Source organism: Streptomyces profundus, assembly GCF_020740535.1.
GTDB lineage: Bacteria > Actinomycetota > Actinomycetes > Streptomycetales > Streptomycetaceae > Streptomyces > Streptomyces profundus.
In genome coordinates, this window is sequence record NZ_CP082362.1 from 5,850,556 (window position 1) to 5,876,902 (window position 26,347).

Below are 26,347 nucleotides of genomic sequence, written 5' to 3' on the forward strand. Positions count from 1 at the left end.
AGCGGGCAGGCCCGGTCAGCATCGATGTCTTTTGGGCCATCCCCCGCTGATAGATGGCCAGTTGCTTCCGCCCGCCTCCGCCACCGGTGATCAACGGGCAGAATCAGCCACGGCGGCCTGAGGCCGACCAGGGTGAAAGGGCGAAATGAACCAGCAGACCGTGGCCGACCCGGCCTGGCCCCGCGTCCGTGACCTCCGTGGCGATCCCCTGGAAGGGCCGCTCTCCCTGTGCTGGCCCGCCGGCCACCGGGTGGTGATCAGCGGGCTGCCCGGCTGTGGCAAGTCCACGCTGATGCGGCGCGCGGTCGGCCCCGACGGCCGGGGCGACTCCGTGATCACCGTCGACTCCCAGGACGTACGCCGGCGTTGGGACCGCAGACTCGCCCACCGGCTGCCCTATGCCGCCTACCGTCCCGTGGTGCGGCTGGCGCACTACGCCCGGATGGCGTGGGCGCTGCGCCGCTCGGCGCCGGTCCTGGTGCACGACTGCGGCCGGGTGCCGTGGGTGCGCGGCTGGCTGGCCTGGCACGCCAGGCGCCGGGGCCGGCCCTACCATCTGCTGCTCGTCGACGTCCCCCCGGACGAGGCGCTGGCCGGGCAGGCCAGGCGCGGGCGAGCCGTCTCCGCCTACGCCTTCCGCCGGCATCGGCGCGCGATGGCCCGCCTGGTGGCGCGGGTGGAGGCCGGGCGGCTGCCCCCCGGCTGCGGCTCGGTGATCCTGCTCGACCGGCCGGTGGCCGCGCGGTCCTTACTCCGCTTCGCGGCCGAGCCCGACGGCTCGACCGCGGCGGACGACTACCCCAGGGTGGGGCGGCCCTGACAGCCGGGTCGGGCATTGTAGGCCCATGCGTGGGAGGGACGGCGGCAGGTCGCAACCATCACTCGATGGCATGAAAAAGTGGGCAATTGCGTGACCTTCGGCCCCAGTTGGCGAAAGTGCTGCTATCGCAGACTGGCGAAGGAGGCCCGATACCCGTGGTAGACGGAGCGTCATCCCCGTGCCCGGCCCGGCGCGGCTCCCCGGAGTCGCCCGGCGCGACACCGCCCGAGGGCGGCGCACCGACGGAGGCGCCACGCGCCTATCCCTTCGGGGACACCACCGATCTGGCGCCGCATCCCGACTATGCCGCGCTCCGGGAGGGCCCGCCCATCCGGGTGCGGCTGCCGTACGGCGAGCCGTGCTGGCTGGCCACCGGCCACGAGGAGGTGCGCATGGCGCTGACGGACCCCCGGTTCAGCGTCGCCGAGGCGATGGGCCGGGACCACCCCCGGATGCGCCCGCTGGCCAGGACGGGCGGCGGCATGGTGGCGCTGGACCCGCCCGAGCAGACGCGGCTGCGTCAGGTGGTCAGCCGCCGGTTCGCCGCCCGCCGGGTGGAGCGGATGAGCGAGCACACCCGCCGGCTGGCCGAGGAGCAGCTGGCGGTGTTATCGGCCGCTCCCCAACCCGCCGACTTCGTCGCGCTGTTCGCCACCCCGCTGGCGATCCGGGTCAGCTGCGATCTGCTCGGGCTGCCGGAGGACGGGCGGCGCCGGTTCAGCGACTGGGCGGGCGCCGTGCTCTCCTATGTCGCCAGGGACGAGGAGGTGGCCAGCCGGACGGTGGCCTTCCGGGGCTATGTCGCGGAGCTCGCCGCGCGCCGCCAGGCCGAGCCGCGCGACGATCTGCTCACGGATCTGGTCCGGGCGCGGGACACCGGCAGGATTCGGGAGGGCGAGCTGTTCGCGATCGCCGCCGAACTGCTCAACGCCGGATTCGAGTCCACCGCCTGCCAGTTGGCCAACATGTGCTATCTGCTGGCGGTGCGCCCCGAGGTGGCCGAGCTCCTGCGCGGGCGCCCGGAGCTGATCCCCGGCGCCGTGGAGGAGATGCTGCGCTTCGTCCCGCTGATCCTGGGCTCCACGCTGCCCCGCTATGCGACCGAGGACGTCGTCCTCGGCTCCACCCCGATCAGCGCGGGATCGCCGGTGGTGGTGGATCTGTCGGCGGCCAACCGGGACGGGCGGGTCTTCGCCGACCCCGACACCCTCCGTCCCGAGTCCACGGAGGCGTCCCGCCATCTGGCCTTCGGCGCCGGCGCGCACTACTGCCTGGGCGCGCATCTGGCGCGGCAGGAGCTGCGGATCGGCCTGGAGCTGATGGTCACCCGGCTGCCCGCGCTGCGCCTGGCCGTCCCACGGGAGGAGGTGCCCTGGCGCACCGGCTCCCTGCTGGCCGGGCCCAGGGAGCTGCCGGTGGCCTGGTGAGCCCCCCGGCCCCGAGGGGGAGCGCGGCGGAAGGCCCGCGCGCTCAGGGCGCGAGCCCGTACACCCGGCGCGCCGTGTCGCCGAACACGTCGGCGCGTTCGTCCGCCGTCAGCCGCGCGGTCAACTCCGCTGCGGCGTCGACCACGTCTCCGTAGGAGGCGGCGGCGAGACAGACCGGCCAGTCGGAGCCGAACAGCAGTCGGCGTGGGCCGAACGCGTCGAGCGCCACCTCCGCGTAGGGGCGCAGCCGCTCCGTCGTCCACCCCGCCCCGCCGGCCTCGGTGACCAGCCCGGACAGCTTGCAGCTGACGTTCGGTTCCGCCGCGAGCCGCCGCAGGTCCCCGGCCCAGGGGAGCAGCTCGCCCGAGGCGATCGGCGGCTTGGCCAGATGGTCCAGGACGAACCGCAGTCCCGGCAGCGCCCGCACCGCCTCGATGGCGGCGGGGAGTTGGTGCGGCAGCACCAGCAGGTCATAGACCAGGCCCGCCTCCGCCACCGCGGCGAGGCCGGCGCGCACGCCGGGGCCGGCCAGCCAGGCGGGGTCGCGCTCGCCCTGCACCAGATGGCGGACGCCGACCAGCCGATCGCCCCCCGGCCCGGCACGCAGTGCGGCGATCGCCTCGGCGACCGCGCCGCCGCCCGCCGTCAGATCCACCCAGCCGACCACCCCCTGGACCAGCGGATCAGCGGCGGCCAGCGCCAGGAACTCGCGGGTCTCGGCCACGCTGGGCAGCACCTGCACCAACACCGTGCCGACGACGCCCGCCTCGGTGGCCGTGGGCGTCAACTCCCGCATGTCGAAGGTGCGGTGCAGCTTTGGCAGCCCGGCATCGAGCAGCCATGGCTGGGGGCGGCGGGACAGATCCCAGATGTGGTGGTGCGCGTCGATCCGCCTCATGCCCGGCCCTCCTCGTCGTCAGGGGCCAACGCGTCCAGCGCGCGCCAGAGCTCCTCGGGGATCTCGGCGGCGGCGTGCGCGGCGTTCTCCGTCACCTCGCGGGCGTTGCGCGCCCCCAGCACCACCCCGCTGACCGCTGGATGCCGCCAGGGGAACTGGATCGCGGCGGCCGGCAGCGCCACCCCGAACGCGGCGCAGACCTCCGCGAGTCGCCGCGCCCGGCGTAGCACCGGCTCGGGCGCCGGCGCGTAGTCGAAGGTCGCGCCGGGGCGCGGGTCGGCCAGCAGCCCGCTGTTGAACACGCCCCCCACCAACACCCCCGTGCCCCGGGCGAGGCAGGCCGGCAGCAGCTCGCCGGCGGCCCGCCGGTCGAGCAGCGAGTAACGCCCGGCGACCAGCACACAGTCGAGGTCGGCGTCGGTGACGAAACGGGTGAGCAGCTCCGTCTGGTTCATCCCGGCGCCGATGGCCCGCACCACGCCCTGCGCGCGCAGCTCGGCGAGCGCCGGATACGCCTCGTTCAGGGCCTGCTCGCCGTGGTCGTCCGGGTCGTGCAGCAGCACCAGGTCGAAGGCGTCGAGCCCGGAGCGCTCCAGGCTCTCCTCCAGGGAGGCCCGCACGCCGGCGGCGCTGAAGTCCCACACCCGGGTCAGATCCGTCGGCACGCCGTGGAACCCGTCGGTGCCTGGTGGCGAGAAGCCGGGCCGCAGCAGCCGGCCGACCTTCGTCGAGACCACCACGTCGGCGCGGGGCCGATCCCGCAGGAACGCGCCGAGGCGTCGCTCGGAGACGCCGAGTCCGTAGTGCGGCGCGGTGTCGAAGGTGCGGACGCCCGCGTCCCAGGCGGCGGTCAGCGTCTCCTCGGCCGCCGCCTCCGAGACCGGGGTGAAGAGGCCGGCCAGCGGCGCCGTGCCCAGGGCGAGCCGGCCGACGGTGACGCCCGAGCCGCCGAGCGGGGCGCGCCCGCCGGCGGCCTTCATCGGGGTGCCCCGGCGCGCACGCCCGGCGTGTGCGCCGGGGCAGCGTCAGCGGGTGCCGCCCGCTCGGTCGTCGGCGGGCGTGGGATCCGACAGGGGATCGGCTTCGTCGGCATGGCTCTCCTCGCTCGGGGCCGCGTCCAGGTCCCGTTGGATTTCCAGATGGCGTCGCAGCCAGTGCTCGGTGCTGCTCACATGCACCAGCGCCGTGGCCTGGGCCAGCGAAGCGTCCCCGTCGGCGAGCGCGTGATAGATCGCCTCGTGCTCGGCGAGGGTGCGCTCCGAGGCGTGCTCGTCCACCAGCGCGCGCCAGATCCGGCCGCGCAGGGTGCGCCCCGAGATGCCGTCCAGCAGCGAGATCAGCGTCTCGTTGCCGGTGGCGGCCAACACCGCCCGGTGGAACGCCGCGTCGTGGTGGACCAGCAACTCGACATCGTCGCGGGCGGCCCGCATCGCGTCCAGCTCGTCGGCCACCACGGCCAGCGCCTCCGGCGTCATCCGCCGGGCGGCGAGACCGGTCGCCACGGGCTCGAACAGCCTTCGGGTCTCGGTGAGTTCGAGCAGGGTCTCGCCGTGCAGCAGCTCGACGGCGACCGCGAGGCCCTCAAGCAGCAGGCTCGGCTGGAGGCTGGTCACATAGGTGCCGTCGCCGCGCCGGATCTCCAGGACCCGGGCGACCACCAACGCCTTGACCGCCTCCCGCATCAGATTGCGGGAGAGACCCAGCTCCGCCGCAAGCTGCTGCTCGGGCGGCAGCTTGGCGCCCGGGGGCAGCGCGCCCGTCTGGATCAGCTCTCGGATACGGACGATGGCGTTGTCGGTCAGCGACATCTGGTCCACCTCGGTGCGGGCCGTGGAGAGCGGGGCCTGGGGATGCAGGACCCTAACAGAAAGATCCTATCTTCGGGGAGGGGGTGTGATCTCCGGTCCCCCGGTGAACTGTCAACCACCCCAATAACCTGTGGTTTTGTTGCGAGGGCTGGACGCGGACGGCGCTCGGGCCTATCAATAGATCCCATGTCTCGGGGTTTCGTCGGGCGGCGCTGACAGCTCTGCGCGGTGTCGCCGGCCGCCTCCCCGAGGCTCCGACGCCCACCTCCGAACAGCCCCGGCAGGCCCCATGACTGAGCAGATCACCGCGCTCGACGTGTCCGACGTCAGATTCCCGACCTCCCGCCAGCTCGACGGTTCCGACGCGATGAACCCCGAGCCCGACTACTCCGCCACCTATGTCACCGTCCGCACCAGCGGCGGCGCCGAGGGCCATGGCCTGGCCTTCACCATCGGCCGGGGCAACGAGGTCCAGGCCGAGGCCGTGCGGGCGCTCGCCCCGCTGGTCGTCGGCCTGCCGGTGGCCGATCTCCTCGCCGACATCGGCGCGTTCTCCCGCCGCCTCACCGGCGACGGCCAACTGCGTTGGCTCGGGCCGGCCAAGGGCGTGATCCACATGGCCGCCGCCGCCGTCGACAACGCCGTCTGGGATCTGGCGGGGCGGCTGGCCGGCAAGCCGGTGTGGCGGCTGCTCGCCGAGATGACCCCCGAACAGCTCGTCGACCTGGTGGACTTCCGCTATCTGCGGGACGCCCTCACCCGCGACGAGGCCCTCGCGATCCTGCGGGCCGCCGAACCAGGCCGCGCCGAACGCACCGCGCTGCTGCTCGAATCGGGCTATCCCGCCTACACCACCAGCCCCGGCTGGCTCGGCTACACCGACGACAAGCTGGTCCGCCTCGCCAAGGAGGCGGTCGCCGACGGCTTCACCCAGATCAAGCTCAAGGTGGGCGCCGATCCGGAGGCCGACCTGCGGCGCGTCCGCCTGGCCAGGGAGGCGGTCGGCCCCGACATCAGGATCGCGATCGACGCCAACCAGGCGTGGGGCGTCGAGGAGGCCATCGAACGGCTGCGCCCGCTGGCGCCGCACGCGCCCTACTGGATCGAGGAGCCGACCTCGCCGGACGACATCCTCGGCCACGCCGCGATCCGGCACGCGGTCGCCCCCATCCGGGTGGCCACCGGCGAACACTGCCAGAACCAGGTGATGTTCAAGCAACTGCTCCAAGCCGAGGCCATCGACGTGTTGCAGATCGACGCCAGCCGCGTCGCCGGCGTCACGGAGAACGTCGCCATCCTGCTGCTGGCCGCCAGGTTCGGCGTCCCGGTCTGCCCGCACGCCGGCGGCGTGGGGCTCTGCGAGATGGTGCAGCACCTCGCCATGTTCGACTATGTGGCGGTGAGCGGCAGCACCGAGGACCGGGTGATCGAGTATGTCGACCATCTGCACGAGCACTTCACCGAGCCGGTCGAGGTGCGGGCCGGCCGCTACACCGCGCCGCTGGCCCCCGGGCTCGGCGCCCGGCTGCGGCCCGAGTCCGTCGCCGCCCACCGCTATCCGGACGGCCCGGTCTGGCGGGCCGACGCGTGAACAAGGGAGCCGTGAAACAGCCATGAACCCCTCCGATCGTCCCGAAGCCCACACTCCGCCAGGGGAGTTCACCGGCCTGACCGCGCTGGTCACCGGCGGTGCCTCCGGCATCGGCCTGGCCACCGCCACCCTGCTGGCCGCGCGCGGCGCCACCGTCGCCTGCCTCGACCTCGACCCCGACGTGCCGGCGCCGCTGCTCGGCTTCCGGGCCGATGTGAGCGACGACGCCTCCGTCCGCGCCGCCGTCGCCGACGCCACCGAGGCGCTGGGCGGCCTCGACATCCTGATCAACAACGCGGGCATCGGCGCCGCCGGCACCATCGAGGACAACCCGGACGACGAGTGGCACCGGGTGCTCGACGTCAACCTGTTGGGCGTGGTCCGGGTCACCAGGGCCGCGCTGCCCCGGCTGCGCGCCTCGGACAGCGCGGCCATCGTCAACACCTGTTCCGTCGCCGCGACCACCGGGCTTCCCGACCGGGCGCTCTACTCGGCGACCAAGGGCGCGCTGCTGGCCCTCACCCGGGCCACCGCGGCGGACCTCGTCCGCGCCGGCATCCGCGTCAACTGCGTCAACCCAGGCACGGTCGACACCCCCTGGGTGGGGCGGTTGCTGGCGGCGGCGGACGATCCGGCGGCGGAACGGGCGGCGCTGGAGGCGCGCCAACCCACCGGGCGGCTGGTCGCCGCCGAAGAGGTCGCCGAGGCGATCGCCCAGTTGGCCAGCCCCAGGGCAGGCGCCGTCACCGGCACGGCCGTCGCCGTCGACGGCGGAATGCACAGCCTGCGGCTGCGGCCCCGCTGACGGCGCGGCCAGGCCCGAAAACGGCTGGAGCGCGGACGCCCCTCGGTGCTGTCCTGTGGGCATGGTGAACTCGCCGACCGCCGCGCACGTCGCCGTCAACCAACGACACTGGGACGAGGAACGCGCCGCCGCACACGGCCCGTTGGCCCGTGACCACTGGGCCAGGACGGAGCCGGTCTGGGGCCTGTGGGCCAGCCCCGAGTCCCAGGTGCGGATGTTCCCCGACGACATCGCCGGTCAGCAGGCGATCGAACTCGGCTGCGGCACCGGCTATGTGTCGGCCTGGCTGGCCAGAGCCGGTGCCAGACCGATCGGAATCGATCTCTCCACCGCTCAACTCGCCACCGCCAGCGCCCTGCTGACGGAGTTCGGCCTCGACTTCCCGCTGCTGCTCGCCGACGCCGAGCGGCTCCCGGTGCCGGACGCCACCATGGACCTGGCCATCAGCGACTACGGCGCCTCCCTCTGGTGCGACCCCTACCGCTGGATCCCGGAGGCGGCCAGGGTGCTCGCCCCCGGCGGACGGTTGGCGTTCAGCCGGCCGTCGCCGCTCTTCGCGGCCTGCAAGCCCGCCGCGGGACAGGCCACGAACCGGCTGCTCCGCCCGTACTTCACCACCCACCGCACCGACTGGGGCCGGGCCGTCGAGTTCAACCTGCCGCACGGCGCGATGTTCCGGCTGCTGCGGGAGAGCGGGTTCACGGTGGACGATCTGATCGAGATCCAGGCGCCGAGGCCGGCACACCGCGACTACCCGGAGGTCTCGGCGGACTGGGCCCACGACTGGCCGAGCGAGGAGATCTGGCAGGCCACCCGCACGGGCTGATCCGGCTAAGCCCTGAGCGGCCGGGGCGTCAGCTCTCCCGCCAACCGAGCTTGATCAGCCGGTTCTTGGCGTCCTCGGCGACCTCCTGGTCGGCGACGACGTCATAGTGCGCGGCCACGATCCGGCTGCGGGACGCGAAGTCCCGCTGGCCACCGGTCATGGCCTGCCCGACGAAGCCGAAAACGGTGCCGAACAGCGCGCCGTAGATCACACCGCTCAGGATCAGCAGCAGCACGCTGGTGCCGCTGTCGGCGAAGAGCGACAACAGAAGCCCCACCAGCAGGCCGAACCAGGCGCCCGTGCCGGCGCCCGCGATCGCCGCGCGCCCCCTGGTGAGCCGGCCCAACACCGTCTCCACCATCCGCAGATCCGTCCCCACGATCGCGGTCCGCTCCACGGGGAACTGGTCGTCGGAGAGGAAGTCCACCGCCCGCTGGGCGCCGTCGTAGTCCGGGTAGGAGCCGACCACCGGGCGTGAGGCGGCGGCGCCGGCCTCCTTCAGAGACACCTGCTGGAAATTCGAGATCCGGGACATCGCGCGGCTTCCTTTCGCTCCGTCCCCCAGGTCGCTCCGCTGCCTCCCCTCAGCCCAGGGTGCGCCCCGGCGCGTCCCCCCGCAAACGCGCCGGCGCGCACCACCTCCCCGCCTGAGTGCCCAGCTCCTCAGCCCTCGGTGGGCAGCTCGTACGAGAAGCCGTAGGGGGTCGATGTCATCCCCGGCCGGTGGACAAAGCTTCCGCTTCCCGTCAGCCCGGTCAGCGCGCCGGTGCCGGAACCAGGCACCACCGTGAACGCGCACTCCACCACGCCCGCCGTGTCGAAGCCGCCACGCTCCTCCAGGACGAAGCTCCCCGCGCGCCCCTCCACCTCGCCGACCACCAGCTCAAGACCGGTGAACCGGCCGGCCGCCCCGTCCGTGTAGGCGATCGTGTACTCACAGCGGGTGTCGGCCGCCACGATCCCACCCGAGAACGCGTTCCGCACCGAGGCGTGCGCCAGCCTGGGCGTCGTCTCCGTGTCCTCCGCGCCCAGCGAGCGCTCCGCCCAGTCGGCATGGGTGAACTCACCGGTCAGTGAGACAGGCGACGTGCTCATAGTGCTCTCTCTTCCGTGTCCCGCCACCCGCGCGGACCCTCCGAGCGAGGCGGACGAGAGGCACTCTGCTCGCCGAACCTGACATCTCCTGTCAGGTAAGCGGTCGGATGAGCGCATCATGGGCACCATGCGTGCCGACCGTCTGCTCTCGCTCCTGCTGCTGCTCCAGAACCGGGGCCGGCTCACCGCCCCCGAGCTGGCCGCGGAGCTGGAGGTGTCGGTCCGCACGGTCTACCGGGACGTCGAGGCGCTCGCCGCCACCGGCGTCCCCGTCTACGCCGAGCGGGGCCCCGCCGGCGGCTATCGGCTGCTCGACGGCTACCGCACCCGGCTCACCGGGCTGACCGACGCCGAGGCCGACTCCCTCTTCCTCGCCGGAATGCCGGGCCCCGCCAGCGAGTTGGGCCTTGGCGCCGAGCTGGCGGCGGCACAGCTCAAGCTCCGCGCCGCGCTCCCAGCCGAGTTGGGCGCCAGGGCCGCTCGGGTCGCCGAGCGGTTCCACCTCGACGCGCCCGGCTGGTTCCGCGAGACCGAGTCCGTGCCCCGGCTGGCCACCGTCGCCCAGGGGGTCTGGGACCAGCGCGTCCTGGCGGTCGAGTACCGGGGGTGGCGCCGCTCGGGCGAGCGGGAGCTGTGCCCGCTGGGGCTCGTGCTGAAGGGCGGCATCTGGTATCTGCTGGCCACCCGGGGCGCGCCGGACGACGAGGCCAGGACCTACCGGGTCTCCCGTCTCGACACCGTGCGGCTCTCCGCGGCCACCTTCGAGCGGCCCGCCGGCTTCGATCTGGGCGCGCACTGGGCCGCGTCCACGCGCCGGCTGGCGGAGGCTCGTTTCCGCCAACGGGCCACGCTGCGGATATCGCCCCGGGGCGCCAAGCTGTTGACCATGTTCTTCGGGGCGGCCGGCGCCGAGGCCCTGAACGGCGCGGAACCATCGACGCCCGAGGGGTGGCTGCGGGTCGAACTCCCCGTGGAGACGGAGGTGATCGCGGTCGGGGATCTGCTGCGCCTCGGCGTCGAGGCCGAGGTGCTGGCGCCCGCGTCGCTGCGCGCGGCGGTGGCCGAGACGGTGCGGGGCCTGGCCCATCGCTATGCCGTTCCCGAGGGTGCCCAACCCACCACTGAGGAGGGCGAACCGGACGCGAGCCCGGCCCCTGGGGACTCCGAGAGACTGGCTGGAAAGTGACGGCGTGAGCCACCCGTTCCCGGCGCGCTTCAGCAACCGTGCGCCGTCCGATGGGCAACGCGCTCCGCCTGATCCTCGTTCCGTCCGGTTCTCGCCAGGGCTCGTCCCCCGTGTCGGGCACCGGTAGATTCCCGGCCATGGATGAAGACGCGCTTCTACTGGTGATCGCGGTGGCCGCCGCCGCGCTGGTCGCTCTCGCGCTCGGAGGGTGGGCGCGCGGCCGGCTGGCCGCCCGCGCGAGGCGCCGCCTCCAGGATTTCTTCGGGCTGCCGGACAACGCCGAATGCCTGCTGGTCGTCGGCCGCGACACCACCGCCGACGGCGCGGTGACCCGCAACGACGTGCTGGCCCTGCTCGAACTGGCCGCCGTGATCAGGAACTGTGGCGCGACACCCCAGTTGATATCGGGAGAGAGCCCCCGCCAGGGCTTCGGCGAGCGCACCGAGTTCTGCCTGGGCGGACCGATGGCCAACCGCCGGACCGCCGCGCACCTGAGCAGCCTGCTGCCCGGCGTGTCGGTGAACACCGAGTCCGAGGGGCCCGACCGCTGGGCCCTGGGCATCGGCTCCGAACGCTACCGGCTGGACTCCGGCGTCACCGAGTATGTGTTGCTGGCCCGGATCACCGCGGGACAGCAGGACCGGCCGGTCTTCCTGGCCTGCGGCCAGCGGTCCGTCACCAACCAGGCGGCCACCCGCTATCTGGCCAGGCACCATGTGAAGTTGGCGCGCAAGTATGGTTCGGGCGGCACATTCTGTCTGCTGCTCAAGGTCATCAACTCCCAGGCATACGGGGCGGATCTGGTCGAACTGGTCGACGATGTCACCAAGATCGCCATCACCCCGGCGCCCAAGCTCACCACCAGTAAGGAACTCTGACGCGGCGTGACGTAGCCTGGGCTGGCGGGTACGGACGCGTCGTACTCCGCGGAAGGGAGACGTGGATGGGCGACGGCCGGCCGATGTATGAGCGCATCGCAGACGATCTGCGCCGCCAGATCGACGAGGGGGCGCTGCTGGTGGGGGCGCGGATTCCGTCCCGGGCGGAGCTGAAGCGCACTTTCGGGGCCAGCGACCAGACGGTGGACCGCGCGGTGCGGGTCCTGAAGGCCGCCGGCTATGCCACGGGCCAGTTCGGGCGGGGGGTCTTCGTCAGCGACCGGGCCCCGATCGGCTCGCTGCTGCGGTCCACGGGCGCCGTGGACTCGCCGCTTTCGGCCAGCGTCCAGGCCCTGGCCGGCGGCATCGCCGAGCATCCCGAGGTCAGCTGGGAGGCGGTCTCCACGCCCACCGTCGCGCCGCCGGGGATCGCCGAGCGTCTCGGGGTGGCGCTGGGGGAGCCGGTGATGTGCACCCAGTACGAGTACCTCGCGGATCGCCGCCCGCTGCAACTGGCCACCAGCTGGGAGCCGTTGGCCCTGACCGAGGACACCGACGTGGTCTATCCCGAGCGTGGCCCCTATGCCCGCAGGGGTGTGCGGGGCCGCTTCGCCGCGATCGGGGTGCGGGTGGTGCGGGCCCGCGAGGTGGTCGGCTCGCGCCCTGCCACGGGCGCCGAGGCGGAGGCCCTCGGCTGCTCGCCGGGGCAGTGCGTCACCTCCGTCGAGCGCACCCACTACGACGCGGACGACCGGCCGGTCGAGACCTCCGACACCGTCGTGCCGGGGGACCGTTGGCGGCTGGAGTACGCCATCGCCTTCGGCGGCTGACCGGCCCGGGGGCCGCCCGCCGGCCCCCGATCCGGCGCCCCGTGCAAAGCCGCCGTGCAGAGCCCCCGTGCAAAGCCCCCGTGCGAGGCGGGCCCCGGTCAAGGCAGGCCCATGCCCTAGGACTCGGCCACTTCCGCGTAGACCTGCGACAGCTCGGGCGAGCCGGCCTCGGCCCACTGCTGCCCGGTGGCCGCCACATCGACCTGCCGCCCGGAGGCCATCACCACCACGGGCTGCCCGTCGGGCCCCGGGCCCCAGCGGGCGCCCGGCACGGTGCGCACGATGACCGTGCCGAGGTAGAGGCCGGCGTCGTTGGCCAACCAGGGCAACTCCTCCGGGTCGTCCCGCCAGCGGGGTACCAGCTGGTCCAGCGCCTCAAGGGAGATCGGGGTGTCGCCCAGCACCAGGCCGGCCCGCTGCGCGCGGTCGCGCAACAGCTCGCACTCGGAGAGCAACTCCGCCACCCCTTCGGTGTCCGACCAGGCGTCGGTCGCGGGAGCGGGCCGCTTGCGCCAGTTGTCCAGGAAAGGGATGTTCATGCCCCAAGGGTCGCACCCCGGGCCCGGTTTGGCCCAAGCGGCGCGCGGTTCCCGCCATCCGTCGCGCCGCCTTCGCCGGCCGCGCCGACGGGCAACGGCGACGCGACTCGGGCGACTTGCTCCCCGGCGTCGCGGGGCTCAGCCGGCCGTCGTCAGATCCACCACCACCGGGGCGTGGTCGGACGCGCCCTTGCCCTTGCGCTCCTCCCGGTCCACATAGGCGTCCGAGACGGCGGCCTCGAACGGGGCGTTCCCGTAGACGAGATCGATCCGCATGCCCCGGTTCTTCGGGAAGCACAGCTGTCGGTAGTCCCAGTAGGTGAACGGGCGGTCGTACTTGAGCGGGCGCGGCACCACATCGGAGAGACCGGTGGCGCGCAGCTCGGCCAGCGCGGTGCGCTCCGCCTCGGTGACATGGGTGGCGCCCTCGAACTCCCCGATGTCCCACACGTCGTGGTCCGTCGGCGCGACATTGAAATCGCCGAGCACGGCGAACGGCACCGGGCCCGCCGCGTCCTTGGCGACCGTCTCCCGCAGCGCGGAGAACCAGGCCAGCTTGTAGGCGAAGTGCGGATGCCCGACCTCCCGGCCGTTGGGCACATAGACGGACCAGACGCGCACCCCGCCGCAGGTGGCCCCGACCGCGCGGGGCTCGGCCGCGTCGTTGAACGCCGGGCCGCCCGTGAGCCCCTCCACCACGTCGGTCAGGCCGACCCGGGAGAGCACCGCCACGCCGTTCCACCGGCCGCCGGCGTGCACCGCGGCCTCATACCCGGCGGCGCGCAGCGGCTCGGTGGGGAAGGCGGCGGCGTCGCACTTCAGCTCCTGTAGGCACAGCACATCCGTCTGGCTGCGTTCCAGCCAGGCGAGCAGCCGCTCAAGGCGCGCGGTGATCGAGTTGACGTTCCAGGTGGCGATGCGCATGACGGCTCTTTCGGGGAGGGACTGCGGGGCGGGCTCTCGACGGGCGGACGGGTGAAGAGGGGGGACGGGTGAAGAGGGCGGTCGGGCGTCAGACGGTGACGGACTCCCCGGGCGTCAGCCGGGCGAAGGACGCCTGGCCGATGCTGAGCCCCTGGGGGCTCAGATTCCGCCCGTAGACGGCGAGGCCGGCGTCGGAGAGCAGCCCGTCGTGCACCGCGAGGGCCCGCTCTGGGTCGATCTCGCGCACATAGTCGACCACCTCGGAGAACTTGTTCCATGGGGCGTGCAGGGGCAGCAGCAGCGTGGACACGGGGCGGCCCGGCACCGTCAACGCGTCGCCCGGGTGGAAGACGGCCTCGTCCACCAGGAAGCCGATGTTGGCGATGCGGGGCAGATCGGGGTGGATCACCGCGTGCAGCTGGCCGTGCACCTCGATCCGGAAGCCGGCCGCCTCGAAGGCGTCGCCCTCGCCGACCGTGTGCACCCGCCCCGGGAACGCGCCGGCGAGGAGATCGGCGACGGCGCGCGACGTCCAGATCTCAAGCCCCGGATCGGCGTCCAGCGCGGCCCGCAGCCGGCCCTCGTCGAGATGGTCGGGATGCTCGTGGGTGATCAACACGGCGTCGGCGCCCACCGCGGCGTCCGGCTCGCTGAAACCGCCCGGATCGATCACCAGCGTGCGGCCCTGCTCTGTGAGCCGCACACAGGCGTGGCCCTTCTTGGTCAACTCCATGTCGGCCATTGTGCAACGGGCCGCTGACAGTCGCCGGAGCGACCACGAACCCGGCCGCGCCTCCTGCCGCGCGACCGGGTTCGGGAGAGTTCGGAAGAGCTCTGAGAAGTTCGGAAAGGTGCGAAAAAGGGAGCCGCCGGCTCAGGACTGGGCGGCGCGCGCCTCGCGGCGGTTGTCGCGGAACGCGAAGACCCGGCGGCACATGGCGAACAGCGGGATCACCGCGCCCAGCACCAGCTGGAGCGAGCAGGCGGTCTGGAGCATCAGCAGCCCGCCGGGCGCGTCGAAGGCCCAGGCGGTGAGCAGCGTCATGCTGAGCACGATCCAGGCCAGCATGGCGACGGCCAGCGTGCCGCGCGGCTTGGGGTACTCGACCCGGCTCACCATCAGCCAGGCGACGCCGCCGATCGCCAGCAGGGTGGGCGTGAACGGCAGCTCCAGCAGCACGATGGAGACCACGGTGAGCGCGCCGAACGGGCTTGGCATGCCCTGGAACACGCCGTGCGGCATGGTCACACAGGAGAATCTGGCCAGCCGGAGCACCACGGCGAGCAGCACCACCGTGGCCGCCAGGGCGGAGAGCGGCTCATGGACATCGCCGACCACCATCCCCCAGACCAGCACGAAGTAGGCCGGGGCCAGACCGAAACTGATCAGATCGGAGAGGTTGTCCAGCTCGGCGCCCATCGGCGAGGCCCGCAGCTTGCGCGCCACCAGCCCGTCGCACAGGTCGAAGACCGAGGCCAGCAGCATCAACAGCACCGCGGTCGCGGCGTTGTTGCGGACCACGCCAGCGTCTCCGCTGTTCGTGAGGTGCGGGATCAGCACGCCGGTGGTGGTGAAGTAGACGGCGAGAAAGCCGCAGGTGGCGTTCAGCAGGGTGAGCGTGTCCGCTATCGACAGCCGCATGGAGAACGGCATGTCGTCGGCCTCGCCGTCCCCCTCCTCGTCAGCCCTCGCCCATTCACGGGCGGACTTGCGGTCAATCACGGTCAAGGCGTGTCACTCCCGCCGTAGTGCGTTGGCCGACCTCGACGGCCGGTTCGATGCCCTCGGGGAGGTACACATCGACCCGGGAGCCGAAGCGGATCAGGCCGACCCGCTCGCCCTGCTCGACCTTGCAGCCCTGCGGCACATAGGGCACGATCCGGCGGGCCACGGCGCCGGCGATCTGCACCATCTCAAGATCGCCGAGCTCGGTGTCGAAGCGCCAGACCACCCGCTCGTTGTTCTCGCTCTCCTTGTCGAACGCCGGGACATAGCCGCCCGGGATGTGCTCGACGGAGCGGACCGTGCCGGCCGCCGGGGCGCGGTTCACGTGGACGTTGAGGGGGCTCATGAAGATCGCCACCCGGATCCTGCCGTCCGGCCAGTCGGTGATGCTCTGCACCACCCCGTCGGCCGGTGAGATCAGCCGGCCCTGGGAGATCTCCCGTTCCGGGTCCCGGAAGAACCACAGCATTCCCGCGGCCAGCGCGGTGGTCGGCACGGCCGCCGCCGCCCAACGACCGGACCGGCGCGCCTTCACGAGGCTGACGCCCGCGGCGGCCACCGTGGGCAGCAGCCAGGCGGACGCGCCGCGGGCCAGACGTACCCGGCCGCTGGGGGAAGAGGATGAGCGGTGAGGCATGAGAGACCTTCGTAGCGGTGAGTGCCGCACCCGTCCACAGCGAAGCGGCTTACTCCCGATGCTATAGGTCCCCGGCGGTAACTCGGCAAGCCAGCGGGCCCATCGACGTCATTCGGCGGTCGTGGAACGGGCGCTGACCAGGGTGTGAAAAGGACAATCTGCCCGGTGGGCGTGGCGGGCCCGCGGGGGACTGGCTGAAGATCATCTTCCGATTGTTGGTGGTTCTCTCACGGATCGGTCACATGGCCGTTTCGCTCCGTGGTGGCCCGATCGCCGTGCGCGGGCGGGCCGGTGGGGTCCGGCGGGCGGCCTCGGTCTCGGGGCGGGCATGGATGCTCTGGTGTGTTTCGGTCAATCCGGCGCGTGTGGGCGGTGCTCACCGGCTCTTCGCGCTGGTCGCGTCGGTCGAACCACGGTGGCCCGCGCTTCGGCGCGGCCCTGGTGTCCGGGGGGTGTGGGCGGTGTGCCGGGGATGGGGGAGCGCGGGGCGCCCGCGATGGCACGGAGGGTCGCCGCCCGATCGCGGGTGGTTCTCGAACGGGCCCGTTCGCCGCGGTTCATGATCAGGTAAAAATTGTGGCGGACGGGGTGTGCCGGGCCCGCACTGTGCCCGGATGGCCGAAATGCGCACCGCCGACCCCCCGACAGCCCGGTGCCCCCGGCACCCCGGCGCCTCCCGTGGCGCCGCGCCGTCAGCGTGCCGGCGGTGTGAAGGCGGAGGTGCGGGTCAGCCCCGCCGCCCGGCCCTGGCCGGCGACGACCAGCGCCATCTTCCGGCTGGCCTCGTCGATCATCTCCTCGCCCAGCATCACCGCTCCCCTGGCGCCGCCCGCCGCCGACAGCGCGTGCGCGTAGGCGTCCAGGATCAGCTCGGCGTGGTCGTAGTCGGCCTGGGACGGCGCGAAGATCTCGTTGGCCGCCTCGATCTGGTCGGGGTGGAGCACCCACTTCCCGTCGAAGCCGAGCGCGGCCGAGCGGCCCGCCACCTCGCGGAAGCCGTCCGGGTTCCTGATCTGGAGATAGGGCCCGTCGATGGCCTGGAGGCCGTGTGCGCGGGCGGCCAGCAGGATCCGCATCAGGATGTGGTGGTAGGCGTCCGCCGGATAGCCGGGCGGCTGCTCGCCCACCACCAGGGTGCGCATCGCGATCGAGGCCATGAAGTCGGCGGGCCCGAAGACCAGCGTCTCCAGGCGGGGGGAGGCCGCCGCGATGGCCTCGACTTCGAGCAGGCCCCTGGCGTTCTCCACCTGGGCCTCGATGCCGATCCGGCCGGCCTCCAGGCCCACGGCCCGCTCGATCTGGGTGAGCAGCAGATCCAGCGCGACGATCTGCTCGGCGCTCTGCACCTTGGGCAGCACCAGGCAGTCCAGCCGGGCCCCGGCGCCCTCGACCACCGCGATCACGTCGCGGTATGTCCAGTGCGTGGTCCAGTCGTTGACGCGAACCGCGCGCGTCCTGCCGCTCCAGTCGCCCTCGTTGAGCGCGGCCACCACCAGCCGCCTGGCCTCCTCCTTGGCCGAGGGGGCGACGGCGTCCTCCAGATCGAGGAAGACCAGATCCGCCGGCAGGCCCTGGGCCTTCTCCAGGAAGCGCGGGTTGCTGCCGGGAACCGCGAGGCAGGAACGGCGGGGCCGGAGAACGGGCGGCGGAACGGCGGTCATCGAGGGGCCTTTCGAGAAGCCGGCGAACAGCGAGACGGACAGCGAGACGGACAGCGAGACGGACAGCGAGACGGACAGCGACGAACTTCGCGACATACAGCGCTACGAACGCCGTCGACGATACGACGTGCCACTGACAGCGCCGGTCACCGCCGCTGGTGCAGGGCCTGTTCGATGGCCTTCATCACCTCGGGCAGCGGCGCGTCCGTCCTGGCGACCGTCACCAGCACCTCGCCGTTCCTGGTCGCCGTGGCCGCCGGCGGGTTGCCCCTGGCCGCACCGGACGGCAGGTCACCGAAGGCACGCCGCACGATGGTGAACGCGTGGTCGAGCGCCGCCTCCACGTCCCCCTGCCCCTCCCGGCGCAGCCAGCGGCGCAGCACGTGGTTGTGCGCCGTCACCACCGCCGAGGCGGCCACCTCGGCGAGCAGTGGTTCGTCGCCGAGGTGCGAGTGCTCGTCGAACTCCGCCAACAGGTAGCGGGTGAAGAGCCGTTCGTAGCGGGAGACGGAGGCGATCTCGCGTTCCCGCAGCGCCGGCACCTCGCGGGTCAGCCGGTAGCGGGCCACCGAGAGGGCGGGTGAGGCGGCGTACATCCGCATCACCTCCTTGATCCCCCGGCAGATCGTGTCGATCGGGTTCTCCTGGGCCGGTGCCCCCAACAGCACCGCCTGGACCCGCTCCAGGGTGTCGTCGTGGTCGGGGAAGATCGCCTCCTCCTTGGACCGGAAGTGGCGGAAGAACGTCCGTCTGGCGACGCCGGCCGTGGCGGCGATCTCGTCGACCGTGGTGGCCTCGTACCCCTTGGTGGCGAACAACTCCAGGGCCGCCGCCGCGAGTTCGCGGCGGACCTTGCGGCGCTGGGAGGACTGCTGGGTGCGAGCCGACTTCACGGGACGAGCCATGCAGGGAACGTACTCCATGCGCGGCGTCCCACGCTCCCGGATACCCCCTGTTCCGGGCGCGTGAGGCGACTCAGGGCAACGGAGCGGTGCGCCGTTCCTCGGCCACCAGTGTCTCGCCGATCCGCTCCTCGCGGCGTCGCCCGTCGGGTGGCAGCCCGGCCGCCGTGTAGAAGCGTTGGGCGCGCTCGTTGCCGACCACCACCCACAGCCGCACCCTGCGGTGCCCCCGAGCGGCCAGCCGGTCGCGCGAGGCCGCCAGCAGCGCCCGGCCGACGCCGCCGCCCCAGGCGTCGGGGCGGACATAGAGGGCGTACAACTCGCCGTCGCCATGGCCGTCCCCGTCGCCGTCCGTCCGGTAGGGCCCGGACGATGCCCAGCCGAGCAGCTCGCCGCCCGGCCGCTGGGCCACCACATGCCCGTCCAGCGTCGGCCGCGTCCCCAGCCAGCGGACGAACCGCTCGGGGCGGAGCCCGGCCAGGAACTCCGCCGGCATCAGCCCCCGGTACGCCGTCCGCCAGCCGGCCACCCGCAGATCGGCGACGGCCGGCGCGTCACCCTCGGTCATCGGTCGTATCGCGGTGTCCATGGCGGCACGGTAGCGCCGCGGGGAGGCGCGTCGCCCCGGTCGCCGGGTGGGCCGGGCGCCACTACGGTGGAGCAAAGTGCCCCAAAAGGAGCAAGAACGTGCGTGCCTGGAGGTAACTGTGAAGGCGGTCGTGTACCAGGAGCCCTACTCCGTGACTGTGGAGGACGTACCCGACGCGCGGATCGAGGATCCGAACGACGTGGTCATCCGGGTCACCACCAGTGCCATCTGCGGATCCGATCTGCACATGTACGAGGGCCGCACCGGCGCCGAGTCGGGCATCGTCTTCGGCCACGAGAACATGGGCGTCGTCCAGGAGGTCGGTCCTGGCGTGGCCAGGATCAAGAAGGGTGACCGCGTCGTCCTCCCGTTCAACGTCGGCTGTGGCTTCTGCAAGAACTGCCTCGCCGGCAAGACCGGATTCTGTCTCACGGTCAACGAGGGCTTCGCCGGCGGCGCCTACGGCTATGTCTCCATGGGCCCCTACCGGGGCGGCCAGGCCGAGTACCTGCGCGTCCCCTTCGCGGACTTCAACTGCCTGACGCTGCCTCCCGGCGAGGAGCACGAGGACGACTTCGCGCTGCTGGCGGACATCTTCCCCACCGGCTACCACGCCACCGAGCTGGCCGATGTCAGCCCGGGCGAGACGGTCAGTGTCTTCGGCGCCGGCCCGGTCGGTCTGATGGCGGCCTACTCGGCGCTGCTGCGCGGGGCGAGCAAGGTCTTCGTGGTGGACCGGCAGGCGGACCGGCTGGCTCTGGCCGAGCGCATCGGCGCCATTCCCATCGACTACTCCAAGGCCGACGCCGCCGCCCAGATCAAGGACCAGACGGGCGGCGAGGGCACGGACAAGGGCATCGACGCCGTCGGCTACCAGGCGACGGTCAAGGAGGGCGACGAACAGCCGGCCATCGTGCTCAACACGCTGATCGACTCGGTCCGCCCCACCGGCGCCCTCGGCGTCGTCGGGCTCTATGTCCCGGAGGACCCCGGCGGCCCGAGCGAGAGCGCCCAGCACGGTCAACTCCTCGTCAAGATCGGCAAGTTCTTCGAGAAGGGCCTGCGGATGGGCTCCGGGCAGGCCAACGTCAAGGCGTACAACCGGCAGCTGCGTGATCTGATCATCGCCGGCCGGGCCACCCCCAGCTTCGTGGTCTCCCACCGGCTGCCGCTGGCCCAGGCGCCGGAGGCCTACGACCGCTTCGACAAGCGGGCCGAGGGCTGGACCAAGGTCCTCCTCAAGCCCGAACTCAGCGCCGTCTGACCCGCGCGCGCCCCGTCCCGCCCCGTCCGACGGGGCGGGACCTCTCCGGTCACCGCGACCGTGGCCGCGCCCTCAACTGCTCGCGCTGTCGTATCGAGCGAGCCCCCGCCGCCACACCAGCGCCGTGAGGGAGAACGAGGCGAGCAGCACGACGGGTGCGAGGACAAGGGAAGAACTCGGGTCGAGAAACCGCTGCGCCGGATAGGAGCCGCTGAGCGCGGCCGGAGCGAATGACACGAGAACGACCTGGAACGTGCGCGGAAAGAACTGCCGCGGATACTGTCCTGAGCCGCGCCAGGCGGCGGCCAACTCGTTCACCGGCTCGACGGAACGTACCCAGAAGGCGGCAAAGGCCAGGTTGGCCCAGAACGCGCAGTAGGCGAAGGATCCGACGAGTGCCCACACCAGCACGCACACCATGGCATGGGGATCGGGGCGGATATCGAATTCCTGGATCGCGATCGCGAGGATCGCGAATCCGGTGAGACACCTCCCCAGCTCGGTCGGCTGGATCCAGCGCAGCACCGCGTAGAAGAACGTCGGTACGGGCCTGATGATCGCGAGGTCCAACTCGCCCCGACGAACGGCGAGGTCGAACGCGCGCAGGCCGGGCGTGACAAAGCAGTCCATCAGGCCCGTGGTGATGGCGAAGATGCCGACGGCGAGAACGGACTCCCGTGGGATCGCCTGGTCCGTGCCCGGGTGTCCGGTAAGGATCAGCACCGGAAGGATGCCGACGGCCAGCTCTCCCACGCTCGCGCCCAGGTGTGTCCACGCCTGCGAACGGAACTGGAGATCCCGCATCAGCGCCTGACGCACCAACTGTCGCCACACCCGGAACGTGACCCGCGCGGTTCTGAGGTTCACGCGCCGGCCCCCTGGTAGCGGCGAAGCCCTCGGCGCCAGACGATACGGGCGGCTCCGAGGGAAAGCAGCGTCCAACCCAGCTGAATCGCCAGCCCGGCCCGCAGGGTGACGGCGCTCGGCTCCAGCAGTGTGTCGATGGGAAACGCGACGATATAGCCGAAGGGCTGGACAGCGAGAAACGGACCCCAGGCGGCAGGCATGACCGCCAGGGGGACGAGCGCGCCCGAAAGGAGGAGCGTGATCAGTTGCCGGAACCGGTCGACGGCGCTGATGTCCTGCCACCAGAAGGCGAGTGAACCGACGACGATGTCGAGGCTGAAGGTCATCGTGGCGCCCATGGCGAGGGCCCAGGCGAAGAGCAGCCAACGTCGGGGCTCGGCCGGGGGATCGAAGTCGCCCTGGAAGGCCACCACCAGGGCGGCGACAAGAGGCAGCAGCGTGGCGAGCTTCGCGGCCTTCTCGCCGATGTTGTTGGCCGCGGCGGCCAGATGGGTGGAACACGGCCGGACCAGCCAGGTGTTCAGGCGTCCCAGGCGAATGCTCTCCGCGAGGAACCTCGCGGTCCAGCTCGATGTGAGCATGGTGACCAGACTCACGAGAACCAGATAGGTCGTCAGGTATTCCCGGGTGACCGGGGGCCTTGCGCCGTGGGAGATGGCACCTCGCCATACCAGGAGGGAAATCAGCGGTAGGACGACGACGCTCGCCTGCATCGCCAACAGCCACCAGCGGTACTGGGCGATCATCTGGATTTCCTGGCGCAACACGGAGCGGAGAAGACGCGCGTCGCGTCGAAGGGCGTGGCGCGTCACGCGTCTGGTCCGTTGCCGCTGAACACCTTGGCCATGACCTCATCGAGCCCGGCCTCGATGATCCGGATATCGACGAGATCGCCCCAACGCGTCGCGGCCCGCACCAGCATCCCCACCGGTTCCGTGTCGAGTCGCAACCGAACGCGGTGCGTTCCGATTTCGACCGACGCCCGGAGCACCTCCATCGGAATCCGAGGAGCGTCCCGGTAGGTGAGTTCCACTTCCCTGGTGAGATTCGCCCGGGCGCGTAGCGCGGCGAGATCCCCGTCGAACGCCGCTCTACCGTCCCTGACAATGACGACGCGGTCGCAGAGCGCCGCCACATCGTTCATATCGTGACTGGTCAGGACAACCGTGGTGCCGAACGTGGCGTTGATCTCCCGCAGATGGTTCCGCACGATCGCCTTGGCCTCGACATCGAGACCGATGGTCGGCTCGTCGGCGAACAGGAGAGCCGGTCGGTGCAGCAGGGCCAGCGCGAGTTCGCAGCGCATTCGCTGGCCGAGGGAGAGATGACGCACCGGCGTGTCCAGGATGGTGCCGATATCCAGCAGTTCACCGAGTCGTTGGACCATTTCCGAGAAGTCGCCGCCCGGGATCTCGTACATGCTCCGGTGGATCCTGAACGACTCACGGGTGGACACATCCCACCAGAGCATCGACTTCTGGCCGAAGACCACGGAGATCCGCGACAGGAACGCGTAGGAGCGATTCGTTGGCGACTCGCCACAGACGCGCAGACTGCCCGTGGTGGGCACCAGCAGTCCGCAGAGCATTTTGACGGTGGTGGTCTTCCCCGCGCCGTTCGGCCCCAGCAGGCCGACGATCTCTCCGCGCCGCACCTCAAGGTTCAGGTCCTCGACCGCCGGAACGGTGGTGAGCCTGCGGTGGAAGAGGCTCCGGAAGGCGCCCAGCAGGCTCGGCGGCTGCTCGTAGAAGGCGTAGGACTTGCCCAGGTTCCGCGTGGTGATGATCGGTTCGGACGCTGCTGTGCGTGCGTGCACGACGGACTCCCCATCGACCACGCAGGGCGGGGCCGATCGACGTCACGTCTGGGGCTCCAGCCCTGAGGAGCCAACGCTGAGCATAGGGGGGTGGGCCCGCGACCGGCAACGGGCCCACCCCCGGCGGCGAACGAGATGCCCTAACGCCCGCTGTCGCAGAGGGCGTTGTCGATCATGGTGCGCGTCGCCTCGTCCTGGGCGTCCTGCTGTTCCGTGTCCTCGAAGCGGAGGGTGAACACGGCGGCGCTCGCCGCGGCTTCGCCGTTCTCGGTGACGGCGCCCTCGGAGACCGTGCCGAACGACGTCCCGCCGTGGAACCAGAGACCCGGCTCGCCCGCACCGCAGCGCGGCGCCCAGACCAGGCCCAGGCCATAGCCAGCGCCCTCGCCGAACACGTCGGCCGGCACCGTCTCCTGCATCTCCGCCAGCCGCTCCGGCGGCAGCAACGTGCCGTCCAGCAGCGCCCGCAGGAAGGTGTTCATGTCGTCGGGGGTGCTGATCAACCCACCGTCCGCGCCGCCATCGGCCTGGAGCGTGGTGTCCGTCAGCTCGCTCTCCCCCGGGAACTGGAGATAGCCGTGGGCGGTGGGCTCCGGGACGTAGGCCGAGGTGCCGGGGGAGAAGGTGTGCCTCAGGCCCAGCGGCTCGACGATCCGCTCGTGCACCTCCCGCTCCCAGCTGTGCCCGGTGGCCTCCTCGATGATCATGCCGGCCAGCAGGTAGTTGGTGTTGGAGTACGCCCACCGAGTCTCGCCCACCGGGTCCGCCGCGTCCGGGACCCAGCCTGGCGGCTCGGTCATCGCCAGCGCCACCTTCTCCTCGACCGATCGCACCAGGAAACGTTCCTCGTGGTAGTTCTCCGGCGTGAGGAGATCGGGGTCGCCGAACAGGAGATCCGTGTAGTTGGTCAGCCCACTGGTGTGCCGCAGCAGGTTCGCCACCGTCACCCGGCTGCCGTCGTTGCCCTCGCCGGCCACCACCCCCGGCAGCCACTCCTCGACCGTGTCGGACAGCTCCACCCGTCCCTCGTCGACGAGTTGGAGCATCAGCACCGCCGTGAAGGTCTTGGTGTCACTGCCGATCCGGTAGTACGCGTTCCAGGGCACCTGCTGCTCCGTGCCCAGCTCGGCCACCCCAGCCCTGGCCCGCTCCTCCTCGTCCGACGCGCTCTCGACGGCCACCGTCAGCCCGGTGGCGCCCGCGTCGACCACCAGCTCCGCCTCCCTTTGCAGACGCGACTCACGCCCCGGGTCGCCCCCGCCGGCCGAGGACCCGACGGCGGCCCCGTTGGGCAGCAGCGCCATGGCCGCCCCCGTCGCCACCACCCCGGCGCACGCCGTCCACAACCACGCCCGCGTCAGCCGTCCGCTCCTGGCAAGACTCATCGGAAAATGCCTCCTCGGCGTCGCCGCCCATGCAAGATCAACAGGTGCGTGATCCACGGTAGAAACGGCCCGCCCCCGCCACCATGCGGTCCACCCGCCACTGCGGGGTGGGGCTATCCCCCGGGCCGGCCGGTGGATAACGGGTGGCCGTCGCCTTTGACGCCTGGGAGGGTCGCCCCGTGACGGAGACACCCGAACCCGAGGTACTTCAGGACGCGCCGCACCGCACGGTGGTCCGCGTGGGGGACACCGTGCGTCGTCCCACCCACCCGTGGAGCCCATCGGTCCACGCCCTGCTCCGCCACCTGGAACGCGTCGAATTCCCCTATGCGCCACGGGTGTTGGGCGTCGACGAGGAGGGCCGCGAGGTCCTCACCCACCTGCCGGGGGACTCGGGCGCCGACGGCTGGGCGCGGATCGTGCCGGACGACGGGCTGCGGGCCTTCGCCCGACTGCTGCGCGCCTACCACGACGCCGTCGCCGCCTTCCGCCCGCCGCCGGAGCTCGCCTGGTGCACCGGCCGTGCAGGGCTTCGCGAAGGCGAAGTGATCTGCCACGGCGACTTCGGCCCCTGGAACGTGGTCTGGGACGGCGCGGACCCCGTCGGCCTGCTCGACTGGGACTATGCCCGCCCGGCCGCCCCCGCGCACGATGTCGCCTACGCCCTGGAGTACGCGGCCCCCTTCCGCGACGACGAGGAGTGCCTCCGCTGGCTGCGCCACCCCGCGCCCCCCGACCGCCGCCACCGCGTCGAGGTCTTCGCGGACGCCTACGGTCTGGACTCGACGGACGGGCTGGACTCGACGGGCGGGCTGGTCGACGCGGTCATCGACGTCCAGGAACAGACCGCCACCCTGGTCGCCGACCTGGCCGAGCGTGGTCAGGAGCCCCAACGCGGCTGGGTGGCCGACGGCCGCCTCACCGAACTGCGCCGTCGGGCGGCCTGGAGCCGCGCCCATCGCCACCTCTTCGCATAGGCGAACGGGCCACCGCCGCCCCGCCCCGTCAGCTGGACGGAATCCGGATGCCGACGCCCGCCTCCATGGCGTCGAGCGCCTCCTGGACGGGTGCGGTCGGCTCGGTGTTGACGGTGAGGGAGGTGATGGGCGCCCAGCGGGCGTGCGGGTGGGTGTCCTCGGTGACATCGGGGACGGTGTCATGGATCCCGCCGTCCAGCACCCACAGCTCGCCGTCGTTGTCCGGACCGATCGACTGAACCGTCCAGGCATGGGTGATGTCGGTCAGGTGCCCCGTCTGCCGGGCGAGCGCGAGCCGCCCGGTCAGCGCGAGGTCGCCGTGCGCCGGGACGGTCGCCTGCGGCAGCTGGTCGCGGTGGAGGAGCACGTACCCGTTGCGGGTGGTGACGAGGACGATCACGCGGGTCTGCTGGGACATCTCTGTTCCTTCTCTTCCGGTCGTTCGGTCGTTCGGTCAGGTGTAGGCGGCGTCGGGGCGTTCGCCGTTGATGAGCACCGGGACGCGGCGCCGCTGCGCGGCGGCGGTGAGGGCGTACCGGACGATGGGGGGCGGCTCGTGGAGTTCGCGCAGCGGGAGCCAACCGGCGTTGGCGGGGAGGTGCTTGTTCACGCCGGCCGGGACGGTCGGCGTGTGCCCGCCGTCGAGCACATAGGTGAGGGAGACGGCGGGCCGGTGGGTAACGCTGATGGCGTAGGCGTCGGTGACGCCCCGGTCGTACCCGGTGGTGTCCATCAACGTCCGCCGCGCGGTGAGCACCGGGCAGTGCCTCGGCGGAACGGTGCCGTGCGGCAGCGTCCAGCCGTTCGGACCCTGCACCATCAGCAGGTGCCCGTCCCGCGTGGTGGCCAGAACCATGAACGACATGGGCGGACTGGTGTCCATGAAGTGGTGCTTC

29 protein-coding genes are annotated in these 26,347 nt (G+C 72.0%); 10 read left to right on the forward strand and 19 right to left on the reverse strand.

The features are described from left to right. Window positions 1-145 precede the first annotated feature (145 nt). The gene (locus K4G22_RS25765) at window positions 146-820 is read left to right on the forward strand and encodes an AAA family ATPase (protein ID WP_228082814.1); all 675 of its coding nucleotides are present in this window, start codon (window positions 146-148) and stop codon (window positions 818-820) included. Between the two features lie 155 nt (window positions 821-975). Beyond that, complete coding sequence (locus K4G22_RS25770) at window positions 976-2,247, forward strand: cytochrome P450 (RefSeq protein WP_228082816.1); 1,272 nt, start codon at window positions 976-978, stop codon at window positions 2,245-2,247. 43 nt (window positions 2,248-2,290) lie between these two features. On the opposite strand, the gene K4G22_RS25775 is transcribed toward K4G22_RS25770, so the two are convergent. From K4G22_RS25775 to K4G22_RS25785, 3 genes are read right to left on the reverse strand one after another with little or no spacing between them, the layout of a single operon-like run. Beyond that, the gene (locus K4G22_RS25775) at window positions 2,291-3,145 is read right to left on the reverse strand and encodes an amidohydrolase family protein (protein WP_228082817.1); all 855 of its coding nucleotides are present in this window, start codon (window positions 3,143-3,145) and stop codon (window positions 2,291-2,293) included. Beyond that, the gene (locus K4G22_RS25780) at window positions 3,142-4,125 is read right to left on the reverse strand and encodes an aldo/keto reductase (RefSeq protein ID WP_228082819.1); all 984 of its coding nucleotides are present in this window, start codon (window positions 4,123-4,125) and stop codon (window positions 3,142-3,144) included. Before K4G22_RS25780 ends, K4G22_RS25775 begins: the two co-directional genes overlap by 4 nt. Window positions 4,126-4,170: 45 nt before the next feature. Further along, on the reverse strand, window positions 4,171-4,953 hold the full coding sequence (locus K4G22_RS25785; protein ID WP_228082820.1) for a FadR/GntR family transcriptional regulator: 783 nt from the start codon (window positions 4,951-4,953) through the stop codon (window positions 4,171-4,173). A gap of 289 nt (window positions 4,954-5,242) precedes the next feature. On the opposite strand from K4G22_RS25785, the gene K4G22_RS25790 reads away from it, so the two are divergent. From K4G22_RS25790 to K4G22_RS25800, 3 genes are all read left to right on the forward strand, one after another. After that, window positions 5,243-6,544, forward strand: a complete 1,302-nt coding sequence (locus K4G22_RS25790; RefSeq protein WP_228082822.1) for an enolase C-terminal domain-like protein — start codon at window positions 5,243-5,245, stop codon at window positions 6,542-6,544. Window positions 6,545-6,566: 22 nt separating this feature from the next. Then, window positions 6,567-7,349: an SDR family NAD(P)-dependent oxidoreductase gene (locus tag K4G22_RS25795; RefSeq protein ID WP_228082824.1), complete on the forward strand. Its 783-nt coding sequence runs from the start codon at window positions 6,567-6,569 to the stop codon at window positions 7,347-7,349. Window positions 7,350-7,410: 61 nt separating this feature from the next. After that, entirely contained in the window at window positions 7,411-8,175 is a 765-nt protein-coding gene (locus K4G22_RS25800) for a class I SAM-dependent methyltransferase (protein WP_228082826.1), read from the forward strand. A 28-nt stretch (window positions 8,176-8,203) separates the two neighbouring features. Here K4G22_RS25800 and K4G22_RS25805 read toward each other — a convergent pair whose 3' ends face one another. Both K4G22_RS25805 and K4G22_RS25810 read right to left on the reverse strand, forming a co-directional pair. Further along, window positions 8,204-8,710 (reverse strand): general stress protein, encoded by a 507-nt coding sequence (locus K4G22_RS25805; protein WP_228082828.1) that lies wholly within the window; start codon window positions 8,708-8,710, stop codon window positions 8,204-8,206. 128 nt (window positions 8,711-8,838) lie between these two features. Continuing rightward, complete coding sequence (locus K4G22_RS25810) at window positions 8,839-9,270, reverse strand: DUF3224 domain-containing protein (RefSeq protein WP_228082829.1); 432 nt, start codon at window positions 9,268-9,270, stop codon at window positions 8,839-8,841. Window positions 9,271-9,397: 127 nt separating this feature from the next. Here K4G22_RS25810 and K4G22_RS25815 point away from each other — a divergent pair, with 127 nt between their 5' ends. The 3 genes from K4G22_RS25815 (at window position 9,398) to K4G22_RS25825 (ending at window position 12,164) form a co-directional block, all read left to right on the forward strand. Then, entirely contained in the window at window positions 9,398-10,456 is a 1,059-nt protein-coding gene (locus K4G22_RS25815; protein WP_483414801.1) for a helix-turn-helix transcriptional regulator, read from the forward strand. A 137-nt stretch (window positions 10,457-10,593) separates the two neighbouring features. Then, a complete protein-coding gene (locus tag K4G22_RS25820) occupies window positions 10,594-11,334 on the forward strand; it encodes a hypothetical protein (protein ID WP_228082833.1) in 741 nt (246 codons plus the stop codon). Window positions 11,335-11,399: 65 nt separating this feature from the next. Then, a complete protein-coding gene (locus K4G22_RS25825; protein ID WP_228082834.1) occupies window positions 11,400-12,164 on the forward strand; it encodes a GntR family transcriptional regulator in 765 nt (254 codons plus the stop codon). Between the two features lie 116 nt (window positions 12,165-12,280). Here K4G22_RS25825 and K4G22_RS25830 read toward each other — a convergent pair whose 3' ends face one another. From K4G22_RS25830 to K4G22_RS25865, 8 genes are all read right to left on the reverse strand, one after another. Continuing rightward, window positions 12,281-12,703, reverse strand: coding sequence for a DUF6278 family protein (locus K4G22_RS25830; protein WP_062214124.1), 423 nt, complete (start codon window positions 12,701-12,703; stop codon window positions 12,281-12,283). A gap of 138 nt (window positions 12,704-12,841) precedes the next feature. After that, window positions 12,842-13,627: an exodeoxyribonuclease III gene (locus tag K4G22_RS25835; RefSeq protein WP_228082836.1), complete on the reverse strand. Its 786-nt coding sequence runs from the start codon at window positions 13,625-13,627 to the stop codon at window positions 12,842-12,844. Between the two features lie 88 nt (window positions 13,628-13,715). After that, window positions 13,716-14,360, reverse strand: coding sequence for an MBL fold metallo-hydrolase (locus tag K4G22_RS25840; RefSeq protein WP_228082838.1), 645 nt, complete (start codon window positions 14,358-14,360; stop codon window positions 13,716-13,718). Between the two features lie 141 nt (window positions 14,361-14,501). After that, entirely contained in the window at window positions 14,502-15,281 is a 780-nt protein-coding gene (locus K4G22_RS25845; protein WP_425336812.1) for a CDP-alcohol phosphatidyltransferase family protein, read from the reverse strand. A 61-nt stretch (window positions 15,282-15,342) separates the two neighbouring features. Beyond that, window positions 15,343-15,990 (reverse strand): phosphatidylserine decarboxylase, encoded by a 648-nt coding sequence (locus K4G22_RS25850; protein ID WP_228082841.1) that lies wholly within the window; start codon window positions 15,988-15,990, stop codon window positions 15,343-15,345. Window positions 15,991-16,682: 692 nt separating this feature from the next. Next, window positions 16,683-17,651, reverse strand: coding sequence for an HpcH/HpaI aldolase/citrate lyase family protein (locus K4G22_RS25855; RefSeq protein ID WP_228084231.1), 969 nt, complete (start codon window positions 17,649-17,651; stop codon window positions 16,683-16,685). A gap of 146 nt (window positions 17,652-17,797) precedes the next feature. Continuing rightward, window positions 17,798-18,574 (reverse strand): TetR family transcriptional regulator, encoded by a 777-nt coding sequence (locus K4G22_RS25860; protein ID WP_228082842.1) that lies wholly within the window; start codon window positions 18,572-18,574, stop codon window positions 17,798-17,800. 52 nt (window positions 18,575-18,626) lie between these two features. Continuing rightward, window positions 18,627-19,142 (reverse strand): GNAT family N-acetyltransferase, encoded by a 516-nt coding sequence (locus tag K4G22_RS25865; RefSeq protein ID WP_228082844.1) that lies wholly within the window; start codon window positions 19,140-19,142, stop codon window positions 18,627-18,629. A gap of 118 nt (window positions 19,143-19,260) precedes the next feature. Here K4G22_RS25865 and K4G22_RS25870 point away from each other — a divergent pair, with 118 nt between their 5' ends. Continuing rightward, on the forward strand, window positions 19,261-20,406 hold the full coding sequence (locus K4G22_RS25870) for a glutathione-independent formaldehyde dehydrogenase (protein ID WP_228082852.1): 1,146 nt from the start codon (window positions 19,261-19,263) through the stop codon (window positions 20,404-20,406). 72 nt (window positions 20,407-20,478) lie between these two features. Here K4G22_RS25870 and K4G22_RS25875 read toward each other — a convergent pair whose 3' ends face one another. From K4G22_RS25875 to K4G22_RS25890, 4 genes are all read right to left on the reverse strand, one after another. Beyond that, window positions 20,479-21,273 carry an ABC transporter permease gene (locus K4G22_RS25875; protein ID WP_228082854.1) on the reverse strand — a complete coding sequence of 265 codons (795 nt, stop codon included), beginning with the start codon at window positions 21,271-21,273 and terminating at the stop codon, window positions 20,479-20,481. Continuing rightward, on the reverse strand, window positions 21,270-22,040 hold the full coding sequence (locus K4G22_RS25880) for an ABC transporter permease (RefSeq protein ID WP_228082855.1): 771 nt from the start codon (window positions 22,038-22,040) through the stop codon (window positions 21,270-21,272). Before K4G22_RS25880 ends, K4G22_RS25875 begins: the two co-directional genes overlap by 4 nt. A 41-nt stretch (window positions 22,041-22,081) precedes the next feature. After that, on the reverse strand, window positions 22,082-23,089 hold the full coding sequence (locus K4G22_RS25885) for an ABC transporter ATP-binding protein (protein WP_228082857.1): 1,008 nt from the start codon (window positions 23,087-23,089) through the stop codon (window positions 22,082-22,084). Window positions 23,090-23,229: 140 nt separating this feature from the next. Continuing rightward, window positions 23,230-24,474 (reverse strand): serine hydrolase domain-containing protein, encoded by a 1,245-nt coding sequence (locus K4G22_RS25890; protein WP_228082858.1) that lies wholly within the window; start codon window positions 24,472-24,474, stop codon window positions 23,230-23,232. Window positions 24,475-24,653: 179 nt separating this feature from the next. Here K4G22_RS25890 and K4G22_RS25895 point away from each other — a divergent pair, with 179 nt between their 5' ends. Further along, window positions 24,654-25,451 carry an aminoglycoside phosphotransferase family protein gene (locus K4G22_RS25895; RefSeq protein WP_228082859.1) on the forward strand — a complete coding sequence of 266 codons (798 nt, stop codon included), beginning with the start codon at window positions 24,654-24,656 and terminating at the stop codon, window positions 25,449-25,451. Between the two features lie 28 nt (window positions 25,452-25,479). On the opposite strand, the gene K4G22_RS25900 is transcribed toward K4G22_RS25895, so the two are convergent. Continuing rightward, window positions 25,480-25,869: a hypothetical protein gene (locus K4G22_RS25900; protein ID WP_228082862.1), complete on the reverse strand. Its 390-nt coding sequence runs from the start codon at window positions 25,867-25,869 to the stop codon at window positions 25,480-25,482. 36 nt (window positions 25,870-25,905) lie between these two features. Then, a complete protein-coding gene (locus K4G22_RS25905; RefSeq protein ID WP_228082863.1) occupies window positions 25,906-26,334 on the reverse strand; it encodes an NUDIX hydrolase in 429 nt (142 codons plus the stop codon). Window positions 26,335-26,347 lie beyond the last annotated feature (13 nt).